Genomic DNA, 20,154 nt, shown 5'->3' with positions numbered 1-20,154 from the left:
AGGCAAGCTCTTCGTAAAAGGCAACTAAGCCAGTAATTCTCGTACGACGTTACCATGCACGTCGGTCAAGCGGAACTCGCGCCCCTGATACTGGAACGTCAAACGCTCGTGATCGAGTCCGAGCAAGTGCAGAATGGTCGCGTTCAAGTCGTGTACATGGACCGGGCGATCGGCAATGTTGAAGCCGAATTCGTCCGTCGCACCGACACTACAGCCCGGCTTGATGCCACCGCCGGCGAGCCACATCGTGAATGCATCTTTGTGATGATCGCGGCCCGGCTTGGTCTTTTCGCCATCGCCCCCCAAACCCTGCGCGAGGGGCGTACGGCCGAATTCGCTGCCCCACACGACGAGCGTATCGTTAAGCAGGCCGCGCTCTTTCAGGTCGCCTAGCAAGGCCGCCATCGCTTGATCGACGTCGCGGGCTTTGCGCGGCAACGAGGCCGCCAGATTCGAATGATGGTCCCAATCGGCATCGTACAACTCGACGACGCGCACACCTCGTTCGACCAGTCTGCGCGCGAGCAAGCAGTTGTTTGCAAAGCTCGCTTTGCCAGGCTGAGCACCGTAGCGGTCCAGCGTCGCTTGTGACTCGGCTACGATCTCGATCAGCTCCGGAACTTTGGTCTGCATGCGGAACGCCATTTCGTATTGGCTAATGCGAGTGGCAATCTCGGGATCGCCCACATCGGCCAGTCGAGCTTCGTTGAGCGCACGGGTGGCATCGAGGACCCGACGTCGACTTTCCGCCGAGTGCCCCGCGGGATTCGATAAATACAGCACCGCATCGCCTTGCGAGCGAAACTGCACTCCCTGATTCACGCTCGGCAGAAAGCCGCTCGACCACATGGCCGTGCCTGCTCCACCCGCATTGCCGCTGAGCAGTACCACATACGCGGGCAAGTCCGCATTGATCGAACCCAGGCCATAAGTCACCCACGAACCGAAACTGGGGCGATCGCCGCGACCGAAACCCGTGTGCAAAAAGATCTGCGCCGGGGCATGATTGATTTCTTCGGTGTGCAACGAGCGAACGACGGCGATCTCATCTGCCAACTTGGCCAGATTGGGCAGTAACTCTGAAAACTGCTGGCCGCTTTGCCCGTGCGGGGCAAATTTGAATTGTGAGCCGGCCAGCTTCTTCTCCGCACCCAGAAACGCGAACCGCTTGCCTTCGAGCAACGACGCCGGACAAGGTTCACCATGGCGGCGGACGAGTTCTGGCTTGGCATCGAACAAATCGAGCTGCGAAGGAGCCCCGATCATATGCAGGTAGATCACCCGCTTGGCTCGCGGCGCGAAATGCGGCTGCGGACTAGTCTGGCCAGCGGGTGCTGCCTGCAGCAGATTGCACAGGGCCAGCGCGCCGATGCCGAGCCCTCCGCGTTGAAAGAACGCGCGGCGGTCAACGAGTTGCAAGTGGGCGAGATGATCCGACATCGCTTAACCCTTGGTGATGGTTTCGTCGAGGTTGAGCAGAGCGCTTGCCACGGCAAACCAGGCAGCCTCTTCGTTCTCTGCCATTCGTTCTGCCTCGAATAGTTTTCGCAGCACCGCCAGTTCCCCTTCAACTGGCGTGCGAGCCACCGCCAATTGAAAAGCGTACGTCAGCCTGGCATCGACGGATCCCGCGGGTTGCTCACGCACTACTCGCTGGGCAAAGGCTCGCGCGGCTTCGACATAGACAGGATCGTTGAGCAGCGTGAGTGCTTGCAGCGGTGTATTGGAGCGGAGTCGCTTCACGCGGCAAGAGAGTCGCGCGGTGGCATCAAAGGTCGTCAGACTCGGATTGGGAGACATTCGTTTGAGCACCACATAGATGCCCCGGCGATGCTGTTCCGAACCAGCACTGACCGTGTACTCATACTTTTCACCACCAACTTTGTTCCACAGACCGGCGGGCTGCGGCGGATAAATGGGAGGGCCAAATTGTTTCAGGTCGATCAGGCCGGCGATGGCCAACGCGTTGTCGCGAATTCCCTCGGCGCTGAGTCGATAACTGGGACCGCGAGCCAGCAATCGATTCTGAGGATCGAGTTCACGCAGTTCCGCGGTGATTCGACTCGACTGGCGGTACGTCTCGCTCATCAGAATCGTCTTGAGGAGGTCCTTTTGCGACCAGCCTTGCTGACGAAACTCAACGGCGAGCCAATCGAGCAGTTCAGGATGCGTGGGGCGTTGCCCTTTGATGCCAAAATCTTCGGGGGTAGTGACGAGCCCTTCGCCGAAGACTTCCTGCCAGATACGATTGACTGCCACGCGTGCGGTTAGGGGATTATTTTCGTGACAGAGCCAGCGGGCGAGTGCAATGCGATCTGGCTGCTTGGCGTTCGCGCTGGACAAGATCGCCGGAGTCGCGGGTTCGAGTGAATCACCGGGCGTGCGAAAGTCACCACGCATGAAGAGCTTTGTCTGGCGAGGCTGAGCCACTTGCTGCATGACCAGCGTGCGCGGAGCCTTCATGGCCTTGAGCCGGTTTTCCAGCGTGGCCAGCTGTGTTTCCAAACTGCGTTTACCAGGCGAGACAATCGCCGGCTCTTGTTGGACAACTGCCTTGCCTTCACCTGTAAGGGTACTCAATCGCAGGCGTCCCAGCGTGCGGGCCTGACCGAACTCTTGGACTAGCTTGAAGATGAGGACCGTTCCCTGCTCAAAACCCAGCGGTGCCGTGGTGCGAAAGGTTGCCCAATGAGGTTTACTAAAACGCGGCGCAATCGCCCAGCCTGTGTTTGGCCTGCCATCGATCGCGCCGGCGACATCCCACTTGTCTTGCGAAAAACTCGCATGCGCGTCGGTCAGCTTCACGGCCTCGGTCTTCTCTGTCTTCTCAAGTGGAGCGGCCGCAACCGAAAACTCGTGCAAGACGAAGTTCGTGCGCTGTGGATCGCCCCGGCCGGGGCCCATGCCGGGCAACGATGGATCGGTCAGCGCTTCGAGCTTAAAGCCGGTGATGTTCTTTAGCTTGGTATGCACAGTAATTGTGTACACATCGGTCGCCGGAGGATCACCGACGAGTAGAATCGAGCCATCGTCGAGAATCTTGTGACCGGCGTCACCGGCGGAATCGAAATCAACCGGAATCAGAGCTTCCCCAGTGTCCGCTTCGGCCGCCGGCGTTGTTGCCTTAGCAGTGGCCGGGAGCTTGGCCAATTGCTCTTTAAGTTTGGCAATTTCAGTTGTCAGGCTATGGCGCCGCTCATCCAACTCGGGATCTTGCAAATCGAGATACGGCCCCACGAAGCGAATGGAACCGGGAACTTTGGGATTCGCTCGCTCAGCTTCGATTGCGGTTTGATTGAAAAACGCAAACAGGCCGTAGTAGTCACGCTGCGTGATGGGATCGTACTTGTGATCGTGGCACTGCGCACATTCGAACGTCGTGCCTAGCCACACCGCCCCGAGTGTATTCACGCGATCGAAGACCTGATTCACGCGGTTCTCTTCCGGATCGGTCCCCGCTTCGACATTGCAGGGGGCACAGCGATTGAAGCCACTGGCAATGCGTTGCGACTCGGTCGCGTTCGGCAGCAGATCGCCGGCCAACTGTTCGAGCGTGAATTGATCGAAGGGCATATCGGCATTGAGTGCCCGAATCACCCAATCGCGATAAGGCCAAAGTTCGCGGAGATCATCGCGCTGAAAACCGTGCGAGTCAGCATAGCGGGCCGCATCGAGCCAGGGTCGCGCCCATTTTTCGCCATACTGTCGCGATTGCAGCAGGTCATCGACGAGCTGCTCGACAGCTGAATTTACATCACGCTTGGCGGCCATTTCAAAAGCCGACACTTGCGCAGGCGATGGCGGCAGACCGATTACATCCAGGTAGAGTCGCCGCGCAATCACGGCCGGCGATGCGCCTGGCGAAGGGTTGAGCTTCGCTTGCACGAGACGTTGACGAACAAAGTGATCGACCGGATGCTCAGTCTTCGGAACAGGTTTCTGCTGGGGCGGTACATACGCCCAGTGAGGTGCGGATTTCGCTCCAGCGGGCCAGACGGCCCCAGCGGCAATCCACTCGCGAATCTTGGCCACTTCCAGCGGGGAAAGGACTTCACCCCGGTTGGGCATCACTTCGCTATCAGTCTTCGGCAGCGAGATGCGCCGGAGTAACTCGCTTTCGCCAGGCTTGCCGGCGATAACGACTGCGCCACTATCGCCACCTTGCTGTAAGGCTGCTGCCGAATCCAGCCGCAGGCCGCCAGCTGATTTTTCTCGGCCGTGACACTCGAAACAAGACCGCTGCAGAACAGGCAGCACATCAGCAGCGAAGTCAACATCGGCGGCCACGGAGATGACGCTGCCGAGTAAAACCAACGTCGCCGTAGTCAGTAAGCGAACAATCATGGATAACTCGCCTATTCCTGCTGCTTGTTCTTCTTTTTGGGCTGCTGCTTTTTGTTCTGCCCCTCGTTGCCGTACGTCTTCCACCAGGTAGGCCCTTCGGCTTCAATCTCGGCGTTGAGCTTCTTCAACTCGGCCTGCATCTCCGCGAACTTGGCGGGTTCTTTCTCCGCCAGATCGTCTTTTTCCGTCGGGTCGTTTTTCAAGTTGTATAGTTCGAAGTTGGTCAGCGGTTCGTTGGCCACGATTTTCAAATCGCCGATTCGCATGGCCGTCTTCATCGGTCCGGGAGCAATCACGCAGCGCCAGTAAAGGGGCCGTGAGCGCTCGACCGCCTGTTTATCCAAAGCGGGAAGCAAGTCGCCACCATCGAGCACTCGATCGGTCGGCAATTTCGCTCCAGCAATCTTCACCGCCGAGACGAAAATATCGGAGCCAATGACCGGCACATCGCTGGTGCTGCCTGGCTGCGCTGCGAGCTTGCTGCCTTGCGGCACCTTCACAATTCCGGGCACACGAATGCCACCTTCGTAGACGGCTCGCTTGCGACCGCGCAGCCCGCCGGTCGAACCGCGACCGGGGCTCTTGATGCCATCACCCTCAGGGCCATTGTCCGAAGTGAAGATGATAAGCGTATCGTCCGCCAGTTTGAGGTCGTCCAGCGTTTTCATCAACTTGCCAAAGGCAGCATCCAGCTGAGTTACATTCGCGTGATGTTCGCGCTGCACGTCATCGGTCAGATCTGGATAGAGCGCCTTGAACTTGGGCGCCGACTTGATCGGGTAGTGTGGTTCATGGGCCCACACGGAAAGCAGAAACGGCTTCTGGGCGTCTCGTTTCTCTTTCAACCAATTGGCTGCTTCGTCGACAATGATTTGTGACGAATAGCCTTCTAACTTGCCTATTGGCTGACCATTGCGAACGAAGTTGCTCGGGTTCTCATGACTCGGCGCCGCGTTGTTTTGCGTGGCGAGCCAATGATCGTAGCCATGGTCGTTCGGCTGAGGCTGGGTCGGTTGATTGAAGTGCGAATTGAGATGCCATTTGCCGACATGACACGTTTCGTAGCCGGCCGCCTTTAAAAGTTTCGGCAGCGTTACTTCGCTGGCTCGCAAATGAATCTCGCGATTCTCCGGAATCCAGGTAAACACACCGTTGCGATAAGGAGTGCGCCCGGTCAAGATCGCCGAGCGTGACGGGCTACAAACGGCACTCGCAGAATAGCACTGAGTCAGCCTGACGCCCCGCTTGGCAAAGTCGTCGAGGTTTGGCGTTTTGATTGTGGGGTTGCCGTAAACTCCCAGATCGCCATTTCCCAAATCATCGGCAAGGAAAATGACGATATTCGGCTGCTTGGCCGACTCAGCCGACGCGGTGCGACTCGCGAGCACGGCGACGGCCAGACAAATCACGGAACAAAGCCGTAACCAATTGATGCTTGCTGTCATTCGAGTACCAGATTCCTGAACTCAGAGAGGTGGAGGCATTGAATGTACAACATCCATGCGCGAAACACAGATTTTATTGACCGCAGCCAACTGCCGATGATATAAACAGGTCTTGATTGAAGCAGGTCAGACTGCCGCAGCAGGAGATTGCCATGTTGACGGTTCAAGGAAGTTCGCACCAGTTTTGTGATGGCCTTTCGCGACGAACGGTGCTGAAGATCGGCGGGCTCGCGATGGGCGGGCTTTCGTTGCCGCAGTTGCTGGCGGCCGAAGCCGGGGCGAAGCAGCCTCAGCGGCAGAAGTCGGTCATCATGATCTTTCTTTCGGGCGGCCCGCCACACCAGGACATGGTCGACCTGAAAATGGACGCACCGGCGGAAATTCGCGGCGAATTTCGCCCGATTGCCACCAAGGTTCCCGGCATCCAAATTTGTGAACACCTACCAGGACTCGCTGCCACTATCGACAAGTGGACAATCATCCGCTCGCTCGTAGGTTCCGAAGGTAGGCACGCAGCCTTTCAATGCAACACAGGCTGGCCGGTAACACAGCAGCCTGCGGGTGGCTGGCCCTCGTTCGGTTCGATCGTTTCGAAACTGAAAGGACCTGCCAATCCGGGCACACCGCCGTTTGTGAGCCTGTCTCCGAAGATGAAGAATCGTCCGTGGGGTGATCCCGGCCAGTCTGGCTTCGTCGGTCAAGCATATTCTCCCTTCACCCCGAACGCCGACGGCGGCGGTACGCTCTCCGTGGGGAGCGTATCGGTCGAACAAATGGCCGACCGTCGCGCTTTGGCCCAGCAACTCGACCGCTTCAAACGAGCCGCCGATGCTAACGGTGCTATCGAAGGTCTCGACGCCTATCAACAGCAGGCCTTCAGCATTTTGACGTCCGGCCGCCTGGCTGAGGCACTAGATCTCGAAAAGGAAGATCCCAAGCTACGCGATCGCTACGGCCGTGGCTCGCACGAGAATGCGGGCTACGGCGACGCTGGCCCGCTGATGAACGATTATTTCCTCGTTGCTCGGCGGTTGGTTGAATCAGGCGTACGCGTGGTGAGTCTGGCCTATGGCCGCTGGGATTGGCATGGCCGCCCGCACGGCACCACTTTCGATAACGCCCGCGATCACCTCCCGCTGCTCGACCAGGGCCTGACGGCTCTCATCGAAGATCTAACCGCTCGCGGGATGATCGACGATGTTTCGATCGTCGTCTGGGGCGAATTTGGCCGCACACCGCGGATCAACAAGAACGGCGGTCGCGATCACTGGCCCAATGTAGGCTGTGCCATGCTCGCTGGCGGTGGCATGAAGACCGGACAAGTGATTGGCGCTACCGATCGATTGGGAGACCACGCAACTGAGCGCCCGGTCCATTTTCAAGATGTGTTCGCCACGCTCTACAATCGCCTGGGCATCGACATCAATCGAGCGACGGTCAACGACCTCAGTGGTCGGCCTCGCTATCTCGTCGATCACACGACGTATCAGCCGCTGCGGGAAGTGGTCTAAGGAACGAGCATTGCCATGACCAAGCTGGAATTGCTGCATCGGCTGACGCATCCTAACTCTGCATACGGCGTCGCATTTTCGCCCGATGGCAAACTGCTGGCCACGGCTAGTCTCGATAACAGCCTGAAGACGTGGGAATTGGCCACAGGCAAGGAACTGGCTCGACTCACCGGTCATGGCGATGGGGTTTGTGGTGTCGCCTTTTCTCCTGACGGCAGGAAGTTAGTTTCTGCAAGTCTCGATAAAAGTGTGCGTGTGTGGGATGTCGCCAGCGGCGCGGTCGAAGCGACTCACACGGGGCATGGAGCCTACATCGAAAGCTTCACGATGTCGGCAGATGGCTCGACGATCGCCACCGGTAGCCACGATAAGTCGGTTCGAATCATTGCAACGGAGAATGGCAGCCTGAAGGCAACACTCAACGGCCATGCCGATGCCATCTTCTCGGTCGCGCTTTCGCCAGATGGCAAACTGGCTGCCTCGGGAAGCAACGACGGTACCCTGCGGTTGTGGGAACTAGCCAGCGGTAAAGGAAGAACGGTTGCCAACAACGACGGTGTGCCGCAAGCAGTTGCATTTGGCAGCGATGGAAAAACGGTCGTCTCGGGAGGAAACGAAGGGCTGATTGAGTTCTGGAACTTTGCGTCCGGCGAGCGGTTTCAGACGTTCGAAGGACATCGCGGCATGGTGAAAAGCCTGGCATTCTCTCGCGATGATCGCTGGCTGGTCAGTGGCGGCAGCGATGGAGTTCTACGGCTGTGGGACACCCAAGCAGGCAAGCTAATCGCCAGCGTTGAAGCTCATAACAACAACATCTATGGCGTGGCGATAGCGCCTGATAGCAAACAAGTTGCCTCGGCCAGCTTCGATCGCAGCATCAAAGTTTGGACAGTAAGTGGGTAAAGACCTACGCTCACTTCCCTTCCTTGGCCCACTTTTTCATCAGCGCAATGTTCTTCTCGACTGCTGGATTACCTCGCCCCAGATAGTTGGCCATGTCGCTGTCGTAGCGCGACTCCGATTCGGGCGTTTGGCCCAAGTCGCCGGTTTCCTTGATCCAGCGGTCGAGTCGGCCGCGCATCTCGAGCAGCTTGTCTTGGTGCGCGGCATCCGCGGCTAGATTCTTATTCTTCAATTGGTGAGGATCGGCCTGCCAATCGTACAGTTCTTCTTTCGGTCGGGTCTCGGCAAAAAGTAACTGCTCTTGCAAGTCGCTCAATTGTTTCTTCTCGTGCAACTGCCGCAGGGTTTGCAAAATGCTCTTGCCGTCTTTGTAAGCGTTTGGTTGCAATGCGGGGCGATTGGGATAGCCGTTGCGAATGTAGAGCCAGCGATCGGTCCGCACACTGCGAAGTTGTTCGACCGTTTCATCGCAGCGATCGCGAGCAGCAAACACCGCGTCGCGAGGCCGATAGTCCTTGGCCAGAATGTTACTGCCTTGCATGGCTTTAGGGATCTCGATATCGGCAGCGGCCAATGAAAGTGGGGCGAGATCGATTTGCTGGACGAGGTCGTCCCGCGTCACTCCCGCTGCGATGTCAGGTCCACGAACAATCAGCGGCACGTGCGTCCCTTCGTTGTAAAGGAACTGCTTACCGCGGGCGTGACTGATGCCGTGATCGGTCATGAAGACGACGAGGGTCGAATCGAGCAAACCTTCTTTTTTCAAGCGATCGAGTACTTTGCCCACATGCTGATCGGTGAAGCGAACCGAATCGAGATACGCGGCCCAATCTTCGAGCAGCACTTCGTCACGAGGGTAATATGGCGGCAGCGTGACATTGGCTGGCTTTGTGGCCGCGCCAAGTTCCGCCTGGGCACGTTCGGACAGCTTACGAGCACTGGCTGACGTGCCGCCACGCAGTTTTCCACCCGCCAACTGCACCTGCATGAAGAAGGGTTGATCGGCCTTGCGCTTCGACCAGTCGGCCGCATCGTACATTTTTGGGTCGTATTCGAAGTTGTAGTCCGTTTTGCCAAGTCCACCTCCGGCTTGCTTTTTCTTCGCTGGCTGCCCATTTCTGCTGGCTCCGTCGAGGCCGCTGCCAATACAGGTGAAATAGCCTGCTTGCTGAAACAGGACAGGAATGGGCGTGACGCCCGTGGGAAGATGAATCTTCTCGCTGCCTCGACCGCTACGGTGGTGATGCGAGCCGATGGTGGTTTGAAACATGCCCGTGATGAGGGCCGAGCGACAAGGCGAGCAAACCGGAGCCGTGATAAACGCCCGCGAGAAGCGAGTTCCTTCCTTTGCCAAGCGATCGACATGTGGTGTTTCAATCAGCTTTTCGCCGTAGCAGGAGAAGTTTGCCGACATATCGTCGACGACAAACCAGAGGATATTCGGCCGCGACGGTTTGGTTTCAGCGGCAGCCATGCTTGCCCAAGAGGCGAGCAAACACAGCGAAAGAATGAGTCGATTCATGGGTAGTAGCTTCACGTGATTGGTTGCTAGTCAAAAAAGGGAAAGAGCTTCTTGAGTTCTTCAACCGAAGGTCTGCGACCGTACTCGCACAGTTCGAAAGACTCAGCGAACCGGACCTTCTTGCCCTTTTCTTCGCCGTACAATTTTACGAGCAGATCTCGATTACGCTCCGCTTCGCGTCCCTGACGATCTTCCCACTTGCCGCGTAGCCAGGCTTTGCGTCCGGCTTCATCGCGGGCAGGAGGAACGGTGCGCACAAACTCTTCGCTGCCACTCGCGCCGCCTTCATAGACTTGCGAGGTGAGTTCGTGAATGGCATCGATCTTCTGCTGAAAGACTTCGTCGAGCGCGACCACCACATCGGGCCGAAATGCGTAAGGCTTTTGAAATCCATCGCTGGAGTAAAGAAAGACCGGGTTGGTCTTTAGTGGCGGCACATCGGGGCAGAAGAAGGGGACGGTCACCATGAACGCGGCATCCTGCACCAGCACGCCGACGTAGCGATGATCGGGATGGTAATCCCAGGGGCGATGAGCAATCACGATGTCGGCCTGCCACTCGCGAATCAAACGCGTGAGCGTTTGCCGATGTTCGAGCGTGGGCAGCAGTTCGCCGTCGTGAATATCGAGCACCTGGCTGGTGGTGCCCAACTTGGCACTGCAGGCCTTGGCTTCGGCCGTTCGTCGCTGAGCCAGAGGTCCGCCAGCCATCTGCCAATGGCCGATATCACCGTTGGTCACCGAAACAAGTTTGACGTGATGTCCTTGCTTCGCCCACAGCGCTCCGGTTCCGCCGGCCTTGAACTCGGCATCGTCCGGGTGAGCGCCAAAGACGATGATCCGCAGCTTGCCGTCCTTGGCCACAGGCTGTTTAACGGCGGCTGTCTCCGCAGTGATCGACTGAGCGAAGGCAGAGGTCGCGAACCAAGCGCCTACCAATAACAACCAGACGTATCGCATGATGTTGCTCGGGAAAAAAATTACTCGCTGAAACAATACAGATTCTCTTCGCCGCGGATGATCAGTTTACCGCTCACCGCGACCGGCGAAGCGATGATCCGTTCGCCCATGTCGTTTTCGCTGAGCAGCTTGAAGCCGCCTTTGATGTCGGCCACAAAGACCACGCCGTCTTCACGGGGCGCGTATAGCCGGCCGCCAGCGATGGTCGGCGAAGCGTAGTATTTGTTGCGATTGCGGGGCAAGCGATCGGTCCAGACTGTTTCGCCAGTCTTGATATTCAGGCAGACAACTTCGCCTTCATCGCGTACGACGTAGACGTTGCCTTTATAAGCGACGGGCGAAGCAACGAAAGAACCCAGGTCGTCGTGCGTCCAGGTACGATGCGTGGCCGTAACATCGCCGGTGCCATCGAGCTTGATGCCGGCGATACGAGCACCGCGGCCGTAAGGAACGATCGCCATATCGTCGTCGACGACGGCCGAAGCCACTTGCACCCAGTTCCCTTTGCGGTCGGGATTGAAGCCACCGCAGCTCCAAAGGGTTTTCCCATCTTCGGCCGAGTGGGCGGTGAGGTGCTCGGCACCCCAGACCAGAATGATTTCGCGGCCATCACGTTTAAGGACGATCGGAGTCGCGTAACTGTGGTCCCCTTCGACGGGAGTCTTGTAGTTGCGCGAGACCTTCCACTGCAATTCGCCGGAAGCCTTCTCGAAGGCAGCGAGATACGATTCGCCCGAATGCATGACGGCGACAATCACCGATTTCTCGGTGACAACGGGTGAAGTGCCTACGTCCCAATAGAGCGTGTCTTTGGCGAAGCGAGTTTGCACGTTCGTCGACCACAGGATATTGCCACTGAGATCGAGCGTCGCGAGTTCGCCACTCTTGAAATACACGAAGAGGTAATTGCCGTCGGTGACGGGAGACGAATTGGCAGCCGAACCATTGCGATGCTTGCCGCGGCGCTCTTCGCTCAGTTTGGTGCGCCACTGCTCTTTCCCCTGCCAATCGAGGGCGATGACACCATTGTGGCCATCGACAGGACAGGTGACGAAGATGCGATCGGCGAGAACCGCAGGAGTCGAACAGCCGATGCCGGGAAGTTTGACCTTCCAGTTGAGCTTCTTCTCGTCGAGCAAGTTGGCGGGGTAAGTTCCCGAGTCGACGCTGCCGGTGTCGTTGGGACCGCGCCAACGTGGCCAGGGAAGATCGGCGGCGATGGCTGAGGCGGCCAGCAGTAGCAGTGCGAGTGAGGCAAAATAGAATCGCATCGGTAGGACTCCCGGAGAGTTGGATAGTCTGTTTGTAATGGCAGGCTGACGCAATTGCTATTCGCGACTCGCAGAAAGGCGGACAAAGTCGTCGACGATTTTATCGCCCGTGGGAACCTTCCAGACGTGCGCGTCTTTGCTTGGCGGAATGCTCTCGGTATGCGTTTTCAAGTTGCCCGCTTCCCGCCAGCCATACTCCACCTTCATGGCGGAGGGACTAGGCTGCTCGTAGATGCCGTAAAACTGAGCATCGATCAGCCCGGTCTTGTGGCCACCAGCATAGAGCGTGACGCGCACCCACGCTTCTTTAGTCTGCGATGAAGAAACATCAACGGAACCACTCAGCCAACCGCTGGAGAACTCGTTGTCTTTGGGAATCTGCGCCTTGGCAAATGTTTGCCAAGTCTTGCCGCTGTCTGTCGATACTTGCAAGCGATAATCGTGATCTTCCGGCGGCGGAACACGAACCTGGTAGCGAATCGCGGCCCGTACTTCCACTAAAGCCTGCTTGGAGACGATGGGAAACACCGTACTCGCGGGCCTGTTGTTGGTAGTCTCGTAAGCGAGTCGCGAAACCGGACTGCGGCCGCGGTAGGCAAGATTCTTGGTTCGATGCACGATGTGCTCGAAGCCGCTCTCAAGCCCATCCAGATCCTCCGGAGAAATGCCAAAATTTGGCAACTGTGAAACAACGCCCCGCTGCGCGGCTCGGTAGGTCACTTCACTGCCGCCCGCTTTCAGCCGCGGATAGATCGCGTGATTGACCTGCGTGGTGGTGGTGAATTTGAGCGACTCGATATTCTGTTTGTATCCGTCCCGTCGATCCCAGGAGAGTCGCACCTTCCAGCCGTAACGGCCTTTCACAAACTCGGTGAGGTCAACAGGAAAAATCGATTCGCCCACAAACTGCCAAGTTTGCCCCTGATCGACGGAGACCGAGATTCCCGCAGGCCGAATCTTCCCCTCGATCACCAATCCGTCTGTCGCCTTGCCAGTCATGGGATTCGCATCGTCAACCGGATCACCGCAGATCACATACGGCGACCAGTGATCGAACTCGGATGAAATCGTTTGTCCGACATCGAATGTGAGCTGTTTGACGTCGGCTACATAGACAAACTCTCCGTTGCAATACGAGGCATTGCCGCGTGCGTTGTGGTCTTTTCCATGGTGTTGGGGCTCGCCGTTGTTGGCGAATGTCCAATCGCGAGTAGGTCCGCAGGGCAAATGGTGCCAGAAACGGCGTTTGGTCGGGCCGCCGTAGTGATCGGGATTGAACCAGCGAGTGAAGGTTTCGCCGGGACGCAGGTTGATGATGCCAGGCTGAGCCTCGTAGCCGCCGTTGTACATGCGGTACCACTTGCCGGGCTCCTTGGCCACTTGCTGCCAGCCTTTCTTCATGGCATTGAAGTCGCTCGGCCAGGCAAAGGGATAATGCGGATAGGGTGCCTTGGTGGAGTCAGCGAGCGAGGGATCGGCGATGATATCTTCGTAGCCGGCAACGATTCCATCTTTACGGAACAAGAGGCCGGCCATATCTGTATCGAAAGCGTGCCAAGTGCCACCGTACTGAATCTCGCTGTTGGTATGCCCCGGAAAGGCCCTTCGCCGTGCCGCAAAGCCGGCGGCCTTCCAATAGGGTTCATTCCACGCATGCACAGTTCCACATAGACCATAGCCATACGAGAACCGTGCTCGCGCGGCATCGTAGACAATCGAGTCTTCGTGCCCCGACTTCGTATCGGGCTCTCGCCCCGGCACGCAGAACTCCTGCGGCGACATTAGGTGCCATTGGTGAGTTAGCAGCCAGTTGTAGACAGCAAGTGCCTGCTCTTGCTCCGTCAGAGGCTGCTTGCCATTCACCGCAAACTTGACACAGTCCGCAGCCGTCTGAAACGCCCCCTCGCCCGCATACTGCAGATGATCGGTACGCAACGTGGGATCGCCGACTTGAGCGTTGCTTGTTGCAGCAATCATGCTGTTGATGAGCATGACAATCGTGCTGAGTAGAAGCCTTCGCGGTATCATCGAGAACATAGGTCGACTCAGTTCTGGGCAATTGTCAATGAATCAGACGAAGCGATCGCGCGCCGCGCGAGTGTCCAGCCGTGCCAGCGCAGGATGCATAGCGCGAGACCGATCGTTGTCACGTAACAAGCATGTAAACCTACGATGGTAGCCATTGGTTGCCAAATTTGTCCCAGCGGAGTTCCACGCGGTGTTGTCAGCAGCAGAAAAGCTACCAACGAGATTCCGCCAAGCAAGATCATGCCCACTGCAAACAGCCAGGCGAAGCGGAGGTCGACCACGCGAAAGAATATCGCCACAAGCGGAACGGCGACCAGGTAAGTATGAAATGCTGCGATGCTGCTGTAGGTAAGCGTTGAAAAAACAAGGCTTCGCGCATCGCTGGACTCGGGCGATTCTGGAACCGCAAGCAGCAGCGACAAGCTGACTGCGACCAGTGAAGTCGCCAGCAGCAAATCGCGAATCGAGAACGGATTTGAAGCATTCTCGGGCTCGTAGCCGCGAGCGATATTCGGCGGCAATAACCGCCAACCGTGAAGAAAGCGGGTGATCCAAAACGGAACTTGAAACCCGATGGCAAGCACGGGAAAGATTCGCAAGTAGCGGAGCACATCAGCCACCTCGGTAGAAACCAGCTGACCGTTGATCGTCAGCTGCGAAAATGTGTCGGTATCGCGCTGCATCGTTGTTAGGTAGCCGCCAAACCAGCAGAGCCAACCCATCAGCACTACCAGCAAGTAAATTGACACCCGGACGACCCATCGCTGCGACCCAAGAACGAAACACAGACTCGCCAACACGGCCTGCACGACGATCAAGCACATGCAGAAGGGAATGAAGAACTGCGCGACCGAAGGAAGACCGTACGGCGTGAACATCGAGGCGATCAGCGGCGCGAGGGCGAAATTGTTTATCGCGAGCGGAATGCCGATCCAGACGATCAGTGGCCGAAACGGATTGTTGTCTGTAGCCTGACTCGGCGAGTCGACAACCGCCGAGCGTGCCGGTGAAGCAGCCGCGGTGAGAGGTGTATCGTCCATAATCACCGCTGTCGTACCAAAGTCTCAGTGCCTACCGATTGAAGAGAAACGCCGGGCTGTTGATCAGCGCCCAGGCGAGATCTTGCACACCAATGAGCCGGGCATTGCGAGTGGTCTCTTCGGCTTGAACGACAGCGTTCTTCAGACGTGCGAGTTCACCATCCTGGCCGAGAACGTGCGTCGTGAGCTGACTATTCTGTTCAGCGGTTCGCTTGTCCTTCGGCGTGGCTATGATCGCGGCAATTGCATCGGGCAACTTGCCACCGCTGATGGGGCGCGGGGAGTTCGTCACACTCAGGCGGAACTTGCCGAGCAGATGCTGCCCGTCCATGTACTGCTGCGAAAGTGAGAAGGAAAGGATCGTGCCTCCTTCGCTGCCAGTGTTGGCCTTGGTTTCGAAGATGGCGACGTGATCCTGGCCGAAGCTGGGCGACACGGCCCAGCCTGTGGCCTCGTTGCCGTCGATGGCACCAACGACGGCCCACGATGCCTGACTGAAGTCGGCAGTTGCATTTTGCAGCACTACTGGCTCAACCTTTGTTGGTTCGACCTTTGGTGCGGCGGTCACTTTGAACTCATTGAGCACGAAGTTGCCATTCATGGCTCGGCCCGGGCCATTGGCCGACAAGGCCGGATCGGCCAGAGCTTCCAAGCGGATGCCGGTGATGCCGCTAATGTCTGTTTGGGCAGTGACTGAGTAAACATCTTTGCCCGTAGGTCCACTGACGAGAACTGCTTTGTCGTCGAGCATCTTGAACGATGCACCGACTTGCGACTTCCCTTCGCTGATGGTGAGCGGAGTCCACACCGCAGGCTTGCCAGCCGTGACTTCCCAGGCGGCAACCTTGGCGGGCAAGGTTGCTTCATAAGCGGCCAATTCTTGCTTCGCTTTTTCGACTTCGCCGGTCGTCGCTATCAGGGCCGCTTGGGAGAACTTGATCTCTTGCTCCGACGGTTCGCGAGCCAAGAAGCGAATGAACACTTCACGGATTAGTTTCGTATCGTCCTTCTCGGTGCCGACTAACTTACTAAGCTCACTGTTGGCATCGGCCAAGGCATTTGCGACCGTTGGGCCATTGATCAACTTAAGGATGGGCCCGAGAACCATGCCCGATGAGCGTTCGCATTCGCAACTGCTCTCGCGCACAGGCTTGCCGAAGTCATCGAGGAATGGATCGGAAATGCCTGCGTCCGGCAAGGCGGCAGCACGAAAGCCAGCCGGCACGCCGGGCAAGCGAGGCTGCGAACCGGTCGCGACGTGAATCGCATCAAACAGCGTCTCGGCAGTCAACCGCCGAGGCAAGGCATGCGAGTAGTTGATGCCGTCGTCTTCGTTCCATTTGTTCGTCTTGACCGACAGTTGATAAGTGCGGGACTTGCAAATCGTGCGCAGCATGTGCTGCACATCAAAACCCGACTTCACAAAGTCGGTCGTGAGCGCGTCGAGCAATTCGGGGTTCGTCGGCGGATTGCCAGCACGGATGTCGTCGATGGGTTCGATGATGCCGACGCCGAATAAGTAGCCCCACAGTCGATTCGCATAGCTTTTGGCGAAATACTGATTCTCCTTCGAGGTCATCCATTGGGCCAGTTGTTGCCGGCGCGAAGAAGTGGCAGGCGCGACATCGCTGTGGGAATAAGGAAACGAAGGAGGAGTAACCTGACCAGTGCGGTTGTGGTTCACTTCGCCACCGCGGGCGTCATAGATGACTTCTACCAGCGGGGCAGCGCCTTCGACAGCGGAGCCACCAATCTTCATGCCGGAGTAGAGCGGGTCTTCTTTGCGGCCGATCTGCGCGAAGTACGCAGCCATCTGGTAGTACTGGTCCTGAGTCCAGCGCTCGAAGGGATGATCGTGGCACTTGTTGCAATTGAAGCGCACGGCCAGAAACAGGTGCGTGGTGTTCTCCATCGCGTTCTCAGGATCGCGCAGCACTTTGTAGTAAGCGGCCGGCGGGTTCTCAATATTCGAGCCTCGCGCGGTGAGCACTTCGCGGGCAAATTGATCGTAGGGTTTGTTGGCCGCGATAGCGTCTTTGATCCAGTTGCGCAGCGCGACGGAACCTTCTTCGCCGAGGAACTTACGATTCACCTGCAGCATGTCGGCCCATTTGTTGGTCCAGTTTTCGACATATTCCCTGCTGCCGATCAATTGATCGACGAGAGCCTCCCGCTTGGTTTTGCTATCGCGAGTGTCCGCGAAGAAAGCCTTCACTTGCTCGCCACTCGGTGGCAGGCCGGTGATATCGATATACAGGCGGCGGATGAATTCATCGTCGCTGCATAGGTCGCTGGGGAGAATCTTGACTTGCTGTAACTTTTTGTTGACCAGCGAATCGACGTAATTGTGGGTCGGCGGTTCTTGCCAGGCAAAGCCGCTGCGGTCACCCATGCAGATGATTGTCGTCGCAGCGTAAGCACCTTCGTAACGAACCAGCACCGGCGATTCGCCACGACGGAGCGTGGTCACTATGCCACGCGCGTCGGCTTCGATCTTTTCGATGTCACCGCTCTCGATGAAAGCCTCTCGAGTGACATCGCGGGTTGTACCATCGCTATAAGTTGCCGTGACGGTAATCTGCTGCTTCATATCAGGCCGCGGCACGATGGGGTTCAGCGGATAGACCTCGATCTTCGTCACGCGAGGTGCTTGCAAGTCCAGCTTTACGCCCTGCGAGATCCACTCTCGCAGCAGCGCGTAGTATGGATCCGACACATTCATGCGGACGCCGCCGACATGCGGAGCTGCGCCAGTTGCCTTGAGTAGCATCAGGCTTTGGTCGGGAGCAGCACGGTTAAAACGACGCGCGCCAAGATCATCGGTGAGGGCTCGATGATCGTAGAGAGCGTCGTAGCCTCGCAGCGAAAGCTTAAAACCGTTCTTGCCATCCTTGGCGCCGTGGCAGGTGCCTTGATTGCAACCCGTGCGCGAGAGCACGGGCTGAACGTCTCGCAAAAAGCTGATTGACGGGGATTGTTCGATGCCCGTGCAAGTCACCGGCAGTTTGGCCGAAAGCTCACCAAAGCTGAAAACGACTTCAGCGCTACCATTGCCGACAGCGCGCAGCTGACCGTCAGCAGACAGGCTCACCACGTTATCGGCCGCGGCCCCCGTAAGCTGCGACTTGGCGATGCGGGTCAGATCGACGCTTTCGCCCGTATCGAGCTTGCCAGTGACAAGAATCTGCCGATAGTCAAAGCGATGCTTCAGTTCCGCGGTAGTCGGGCGAAGTTCCAACGAAACAACCTTCAGCCCCTTCGGCAATTCTTCGCCGCGCGCGCTGGTGATCGACATGATCACCAGCGCGAGAGGAATTGCGGTGAGCCAGCACAAAGTCCGTTTGTAGAGCATAGTTCTTCTCGAGCTAAAGCGATTCCGTTACGTTCTTTTCTCGGGCCATTCAGATCTGGGGTGCGACTACTTGGCGGCAGTCACGGTTTTGATTTCGATCGGCAAAAACTTGCTGAGCAACTTGCCATCTGCGACGTTCACCAGGCGCACTTCACCGTCGAAGCCAGCTACTGCCAATGTCTGGCCATTGGGGCGAAAGTCGACGCTATACACGCCCCCTTCGGGCACTTCCAACTTCCATAATGGCTGAAAACTGGTCGTGTCATAAACGCGAACCTCGCCTCGTCCATCCTGGCTGCTGCCGGCGGCCATTTTCGCGCCATCCTTGCTGTACGCCACGCCGAAGATTCGGCCGGGCTGGGCTGGAAACTCTTTGAGCAGGTTGGCGTTGTCGCCGATTTTGCGGGCTTCGGTCCGAATCATCTTGAAGATCTTCGGAGCACCATCGGAGCCGCCACAAAGCAGTTCATCCTTCGTCGGATGACGATCGATGGCAATCAGGCCACCTTTTAGTGCGCCGGGCGTAATGCTGGTCAGATTATCGACAAAGCGTTGCGTGCCGACTTCGACCAACTTCATCGACATGTCGCGGCTGACGGTAATGATGTGATCGCTGGCCGTGGAGAAGACGGTGTCGAGCACCCAATCGCTGTGAGCACCATTAAACAGCAGTTGCTCACCCGTCGTGGGATCGATCCCACGCATGGTGTTGTCTGGGCAACCAAAGCCAACCAGTTTACCGTTAGGAGACCAACTGACGCCGTAAATCGTGTCATAGCCAACCATCTTCGAGAGCTTGAGTTCCCGCTTGGCGATATCCCAAATCTGCACTTCGCCAAAACGGCCAGGTGAACCACCGCAAGCGGCGAGCATCGTGCCATCGGGTGAAAAGGCGATGGCTTCGATTCGTTCCGACTCGCCCACCAGGCGAGCAATCAGGCCAGAGCCATCGGGCTTGTGCAGCAACACTTCGTGATAGCCGGCAATCGCGAGCGCGTCGCCGCTGGGTGAGAACTTGACGGCCTTCAGCACGGGCGGGGCGAGATATTCGGGCGGGTGATCGGCATCGTAACGAAGCATGTTCGACGTAGGCGTATCGTTCTTAGCCCCTTGCTCGATCCAGGTCTTTACCAAAGCCACTTCGGCATCGGTGAGCGGTGGTGCATCCTTGGGCATCGCTGCTTTGCCGTCTTTGGGGGTGATCTGCGCGAGCAACTGGCTTTTGGCAGCATCGCCGGGGACGACGGCCGCTTCGCCAGTTTCGCCACCCTTAAGCAGCGCGGCGAAGTCGGTCATGACGTAGTCGCCGCCACGTTTTGCGGGTTGATGACAGCCGGTGCAGTTCTTGGCGCGCAAGATCGGCAGCACTTGCTTGAAGTAGCTGACCTCGGTCGGCGCCGCAGGCTTCTCTTCTGCACTAGCGGTCAGATGAAGAACGCCGCAGAGGCACAACGCCGATACGGGGATGTTTGCGAAAAGCTTCATGCCAAATCACTTCGCGAATGGCCACGGGAAAGTATGGTCGACGCAGTGGGCCCAGCAGGCAGCTGACGCAGTTCGCAAGGTGCGATAGCCTGACCGGCAAAAAGGTAGGGGTCCGGCAAAGGAGTGCAGCCGGACAACTTATTTACTATATCTGTCCGGGAAAAGGGTCGCAAACCTTTTCGCGGCCAAATCGGGTGTGAGGAAGAAGAACTTGGCCGTCGGTTCGTGGTCGATCATTCGCGACGAGTGGCACCTACCCTACCACCCCAGCGACATTTGCACGATGATTGCTGG

12 protein-coding genes are annotated in these 20,154 nt (G+C 57.6%); 2 read left to right on the top strand and 10 right to left on the bottom strand.

The annotated features are described in order from the left end of the window. Positions 1-24 precede the first annotated feature (24 nt). Genes NA78x_RS15910 through NA78x_RS15900 form a run of 3 tightly spaced genes read right to left on the bottom strand, consistent with a single transcriptional unit; the run spans position 25 to position 5,789 of the window. A complete protein-coding gene (locus NA78x_RS15910) occupies positions 25-1,440 on the bottom strand; it encodes a DUF1501 domain-containing protein (RefSeq protein ID WP_425613351.1) in 1,416 nt (471 codons plus the stop codon). Positions 1,441-1,443: 3 nt separating this feature from the next. Continuing rightward, positions 1,444-4,344 (bottom strand): PSD1 and planctomycete cytochrome C domain-containing protein, encoded by a 2,901-nt coding sequence (locus NA78x_RS15905; RefSeq protein ID WP_425613350.1) that lies wholly within the window; start codon positions 4,342-4,344, stop codon positions 1,444-1,446. Between the two features lie 11 nt (positions 4,345-4,355). Then, complete coding sequence (locus NA78x_RS15900; RefSeq protein WP_425613349.1) at positions 4,356-5,789, bottom strand: sulfatase family protein; 1,434 nt, start codon at positions 5,787-5,789, stop codon at positions 4,356-4,358. A 152-nt stretch (positions 5,790-5,941) separates the two neighbouring features. Here NA78x_RS15900 and NA78x_RS15895 point away from each other — a divergent pair, with 152 nt between their 5' ends. Both NA78x_RS15895 and NA78x_RS15890 read left to right on the top strand, forming a co-directional pair. After that, positions 5,942-7,300: a DUF1501 domain-containing protein gene (locus tag NA78x_RS15895; protein WP_425619436.1), complete on the top strand. Its 1,359-nt coding sequence runs from the start codon at positions 5,942-5,944 to the stop codon at positions 7,298-7,300. Positions 7,301-7,315: 15 nt separating this feature from the next. Then, positions 7,316-8,203, top strand: a complete 888-nt coding sequence (locus NA78x_RS15890) for a WD40 repeat domain-containing protein (RefSeq protein ID WP_425619435.1) — start codon at positions 7,316-7,318, stop codon at positions 8,201-8,203. A 10-nt stretch (positions 8,204-8,213) separates the two neighbouring features. Here the strand turns inward: NA78x_RS15890 and NA78x_RS15885 are convergent, their stop codons facing one another. The 7 genes from NA78x_RS15885 to NA78x_RS15855 all read right to left on the bottom strand — a co-directional run bounded on the left by NA78x_RS15885 (position 8,214) and on the right by NA78x_RS15855 (position 19,860). Then, a complete protein-coding gene (locus tag NA78x_RS15885) occupies positions 8,214-9,725 on the bottom strand; it encodes a sulfatase family protein (protein WP_425619434.1) in 1,512 nt (503 codons plus the stop codon). Positions 9,726-9,751: 26 nt separating this feature from the next. Then, positions 9,752-10,684, bottom strand: coding sequence for a PIG-L deacetylase family protein (locus NA78x_RS15880; protein ID WP_425619433.1), 933 nt, complete (start codon positions 10,682-10,684; stop codon positions 9,752-9,754). Positions 10,685-10,704: 20 nt separating this feature from the next. Next, complete coding sequence (locus tag NA78x_RS15875; RefSeq protein ID WP_425619432.1) at positions 10,705-11,955, bottom strand: PQQ-binding-like beta-propeller repeat protein; 1,251 nt, start codon at positions 11,953-11,955, stop codon at positions 10,705-10,707. Positions 11,956-12,012: 57 nt separating this feature from the next. After that, positions 12,013-13,947 carry a hypothetical protein gene (locus NA78x_RS15870; RefSeq protein WP_425619431.1) on the bottom strand — a complete coding sequence of 645 codons (1,935 nt, stop codon included), beginning with the start codon at positions 13,945-13,947 and terminating at the stop codon, positions 12,013-12,015. A gap of 53 nt (positions 13,948-14,000) precedes the next feature. Next, positions 14,001-15,023 (bottom strand): hypothetical protein, encoded by a 1,023-nt coding sequence (locus tag NA78x_RS15865; protein ID WP_425619430.1) that lies wholly within the window; start codon positions 15,021-15,023, stop codon positions 14,001-14,003. A 31-nt stretch (positions 15,024-15,054) separates the two neighbouring features. Then, positions 15,055-18,375, bottom strand: coding sequence for a DUF1549 and DUF1553 domain-containing protein (locus NA78x_RS15860; RefSeq protein ID WP_425619429.1), 3,321 nt, complete (start codon positions 18,373-18,375; stop codon positions 15,055-15,057). A 66-nt stretch (positions 18,376-18,441) separates the two neighbouring features. Continuing rightward, positions 18,442-19,860, bottom strand: coding sequence for a WD40 repeat domain-containing protein (locus NA78x_RS15855; protein WP_425619428.1), 1,419 nt, complete (start codon positions 19,858-19,860; stop codon positions 18,442-18,444). Positions 19,861-20,154: the final 294 nt, after the last annotated feature.

The sequence above is a fragment of the Anatilimnocola aquadivae genome, assembly GCF_049819085.1.
GTDB lineage: Bacteria > Planctomycetota > Planctomycetia > Pirellulales > Pirellulaceae > Anatilimnocola.
This window is presented reverse-complemented; position numbering and strand designations above follow the sequence as displayed.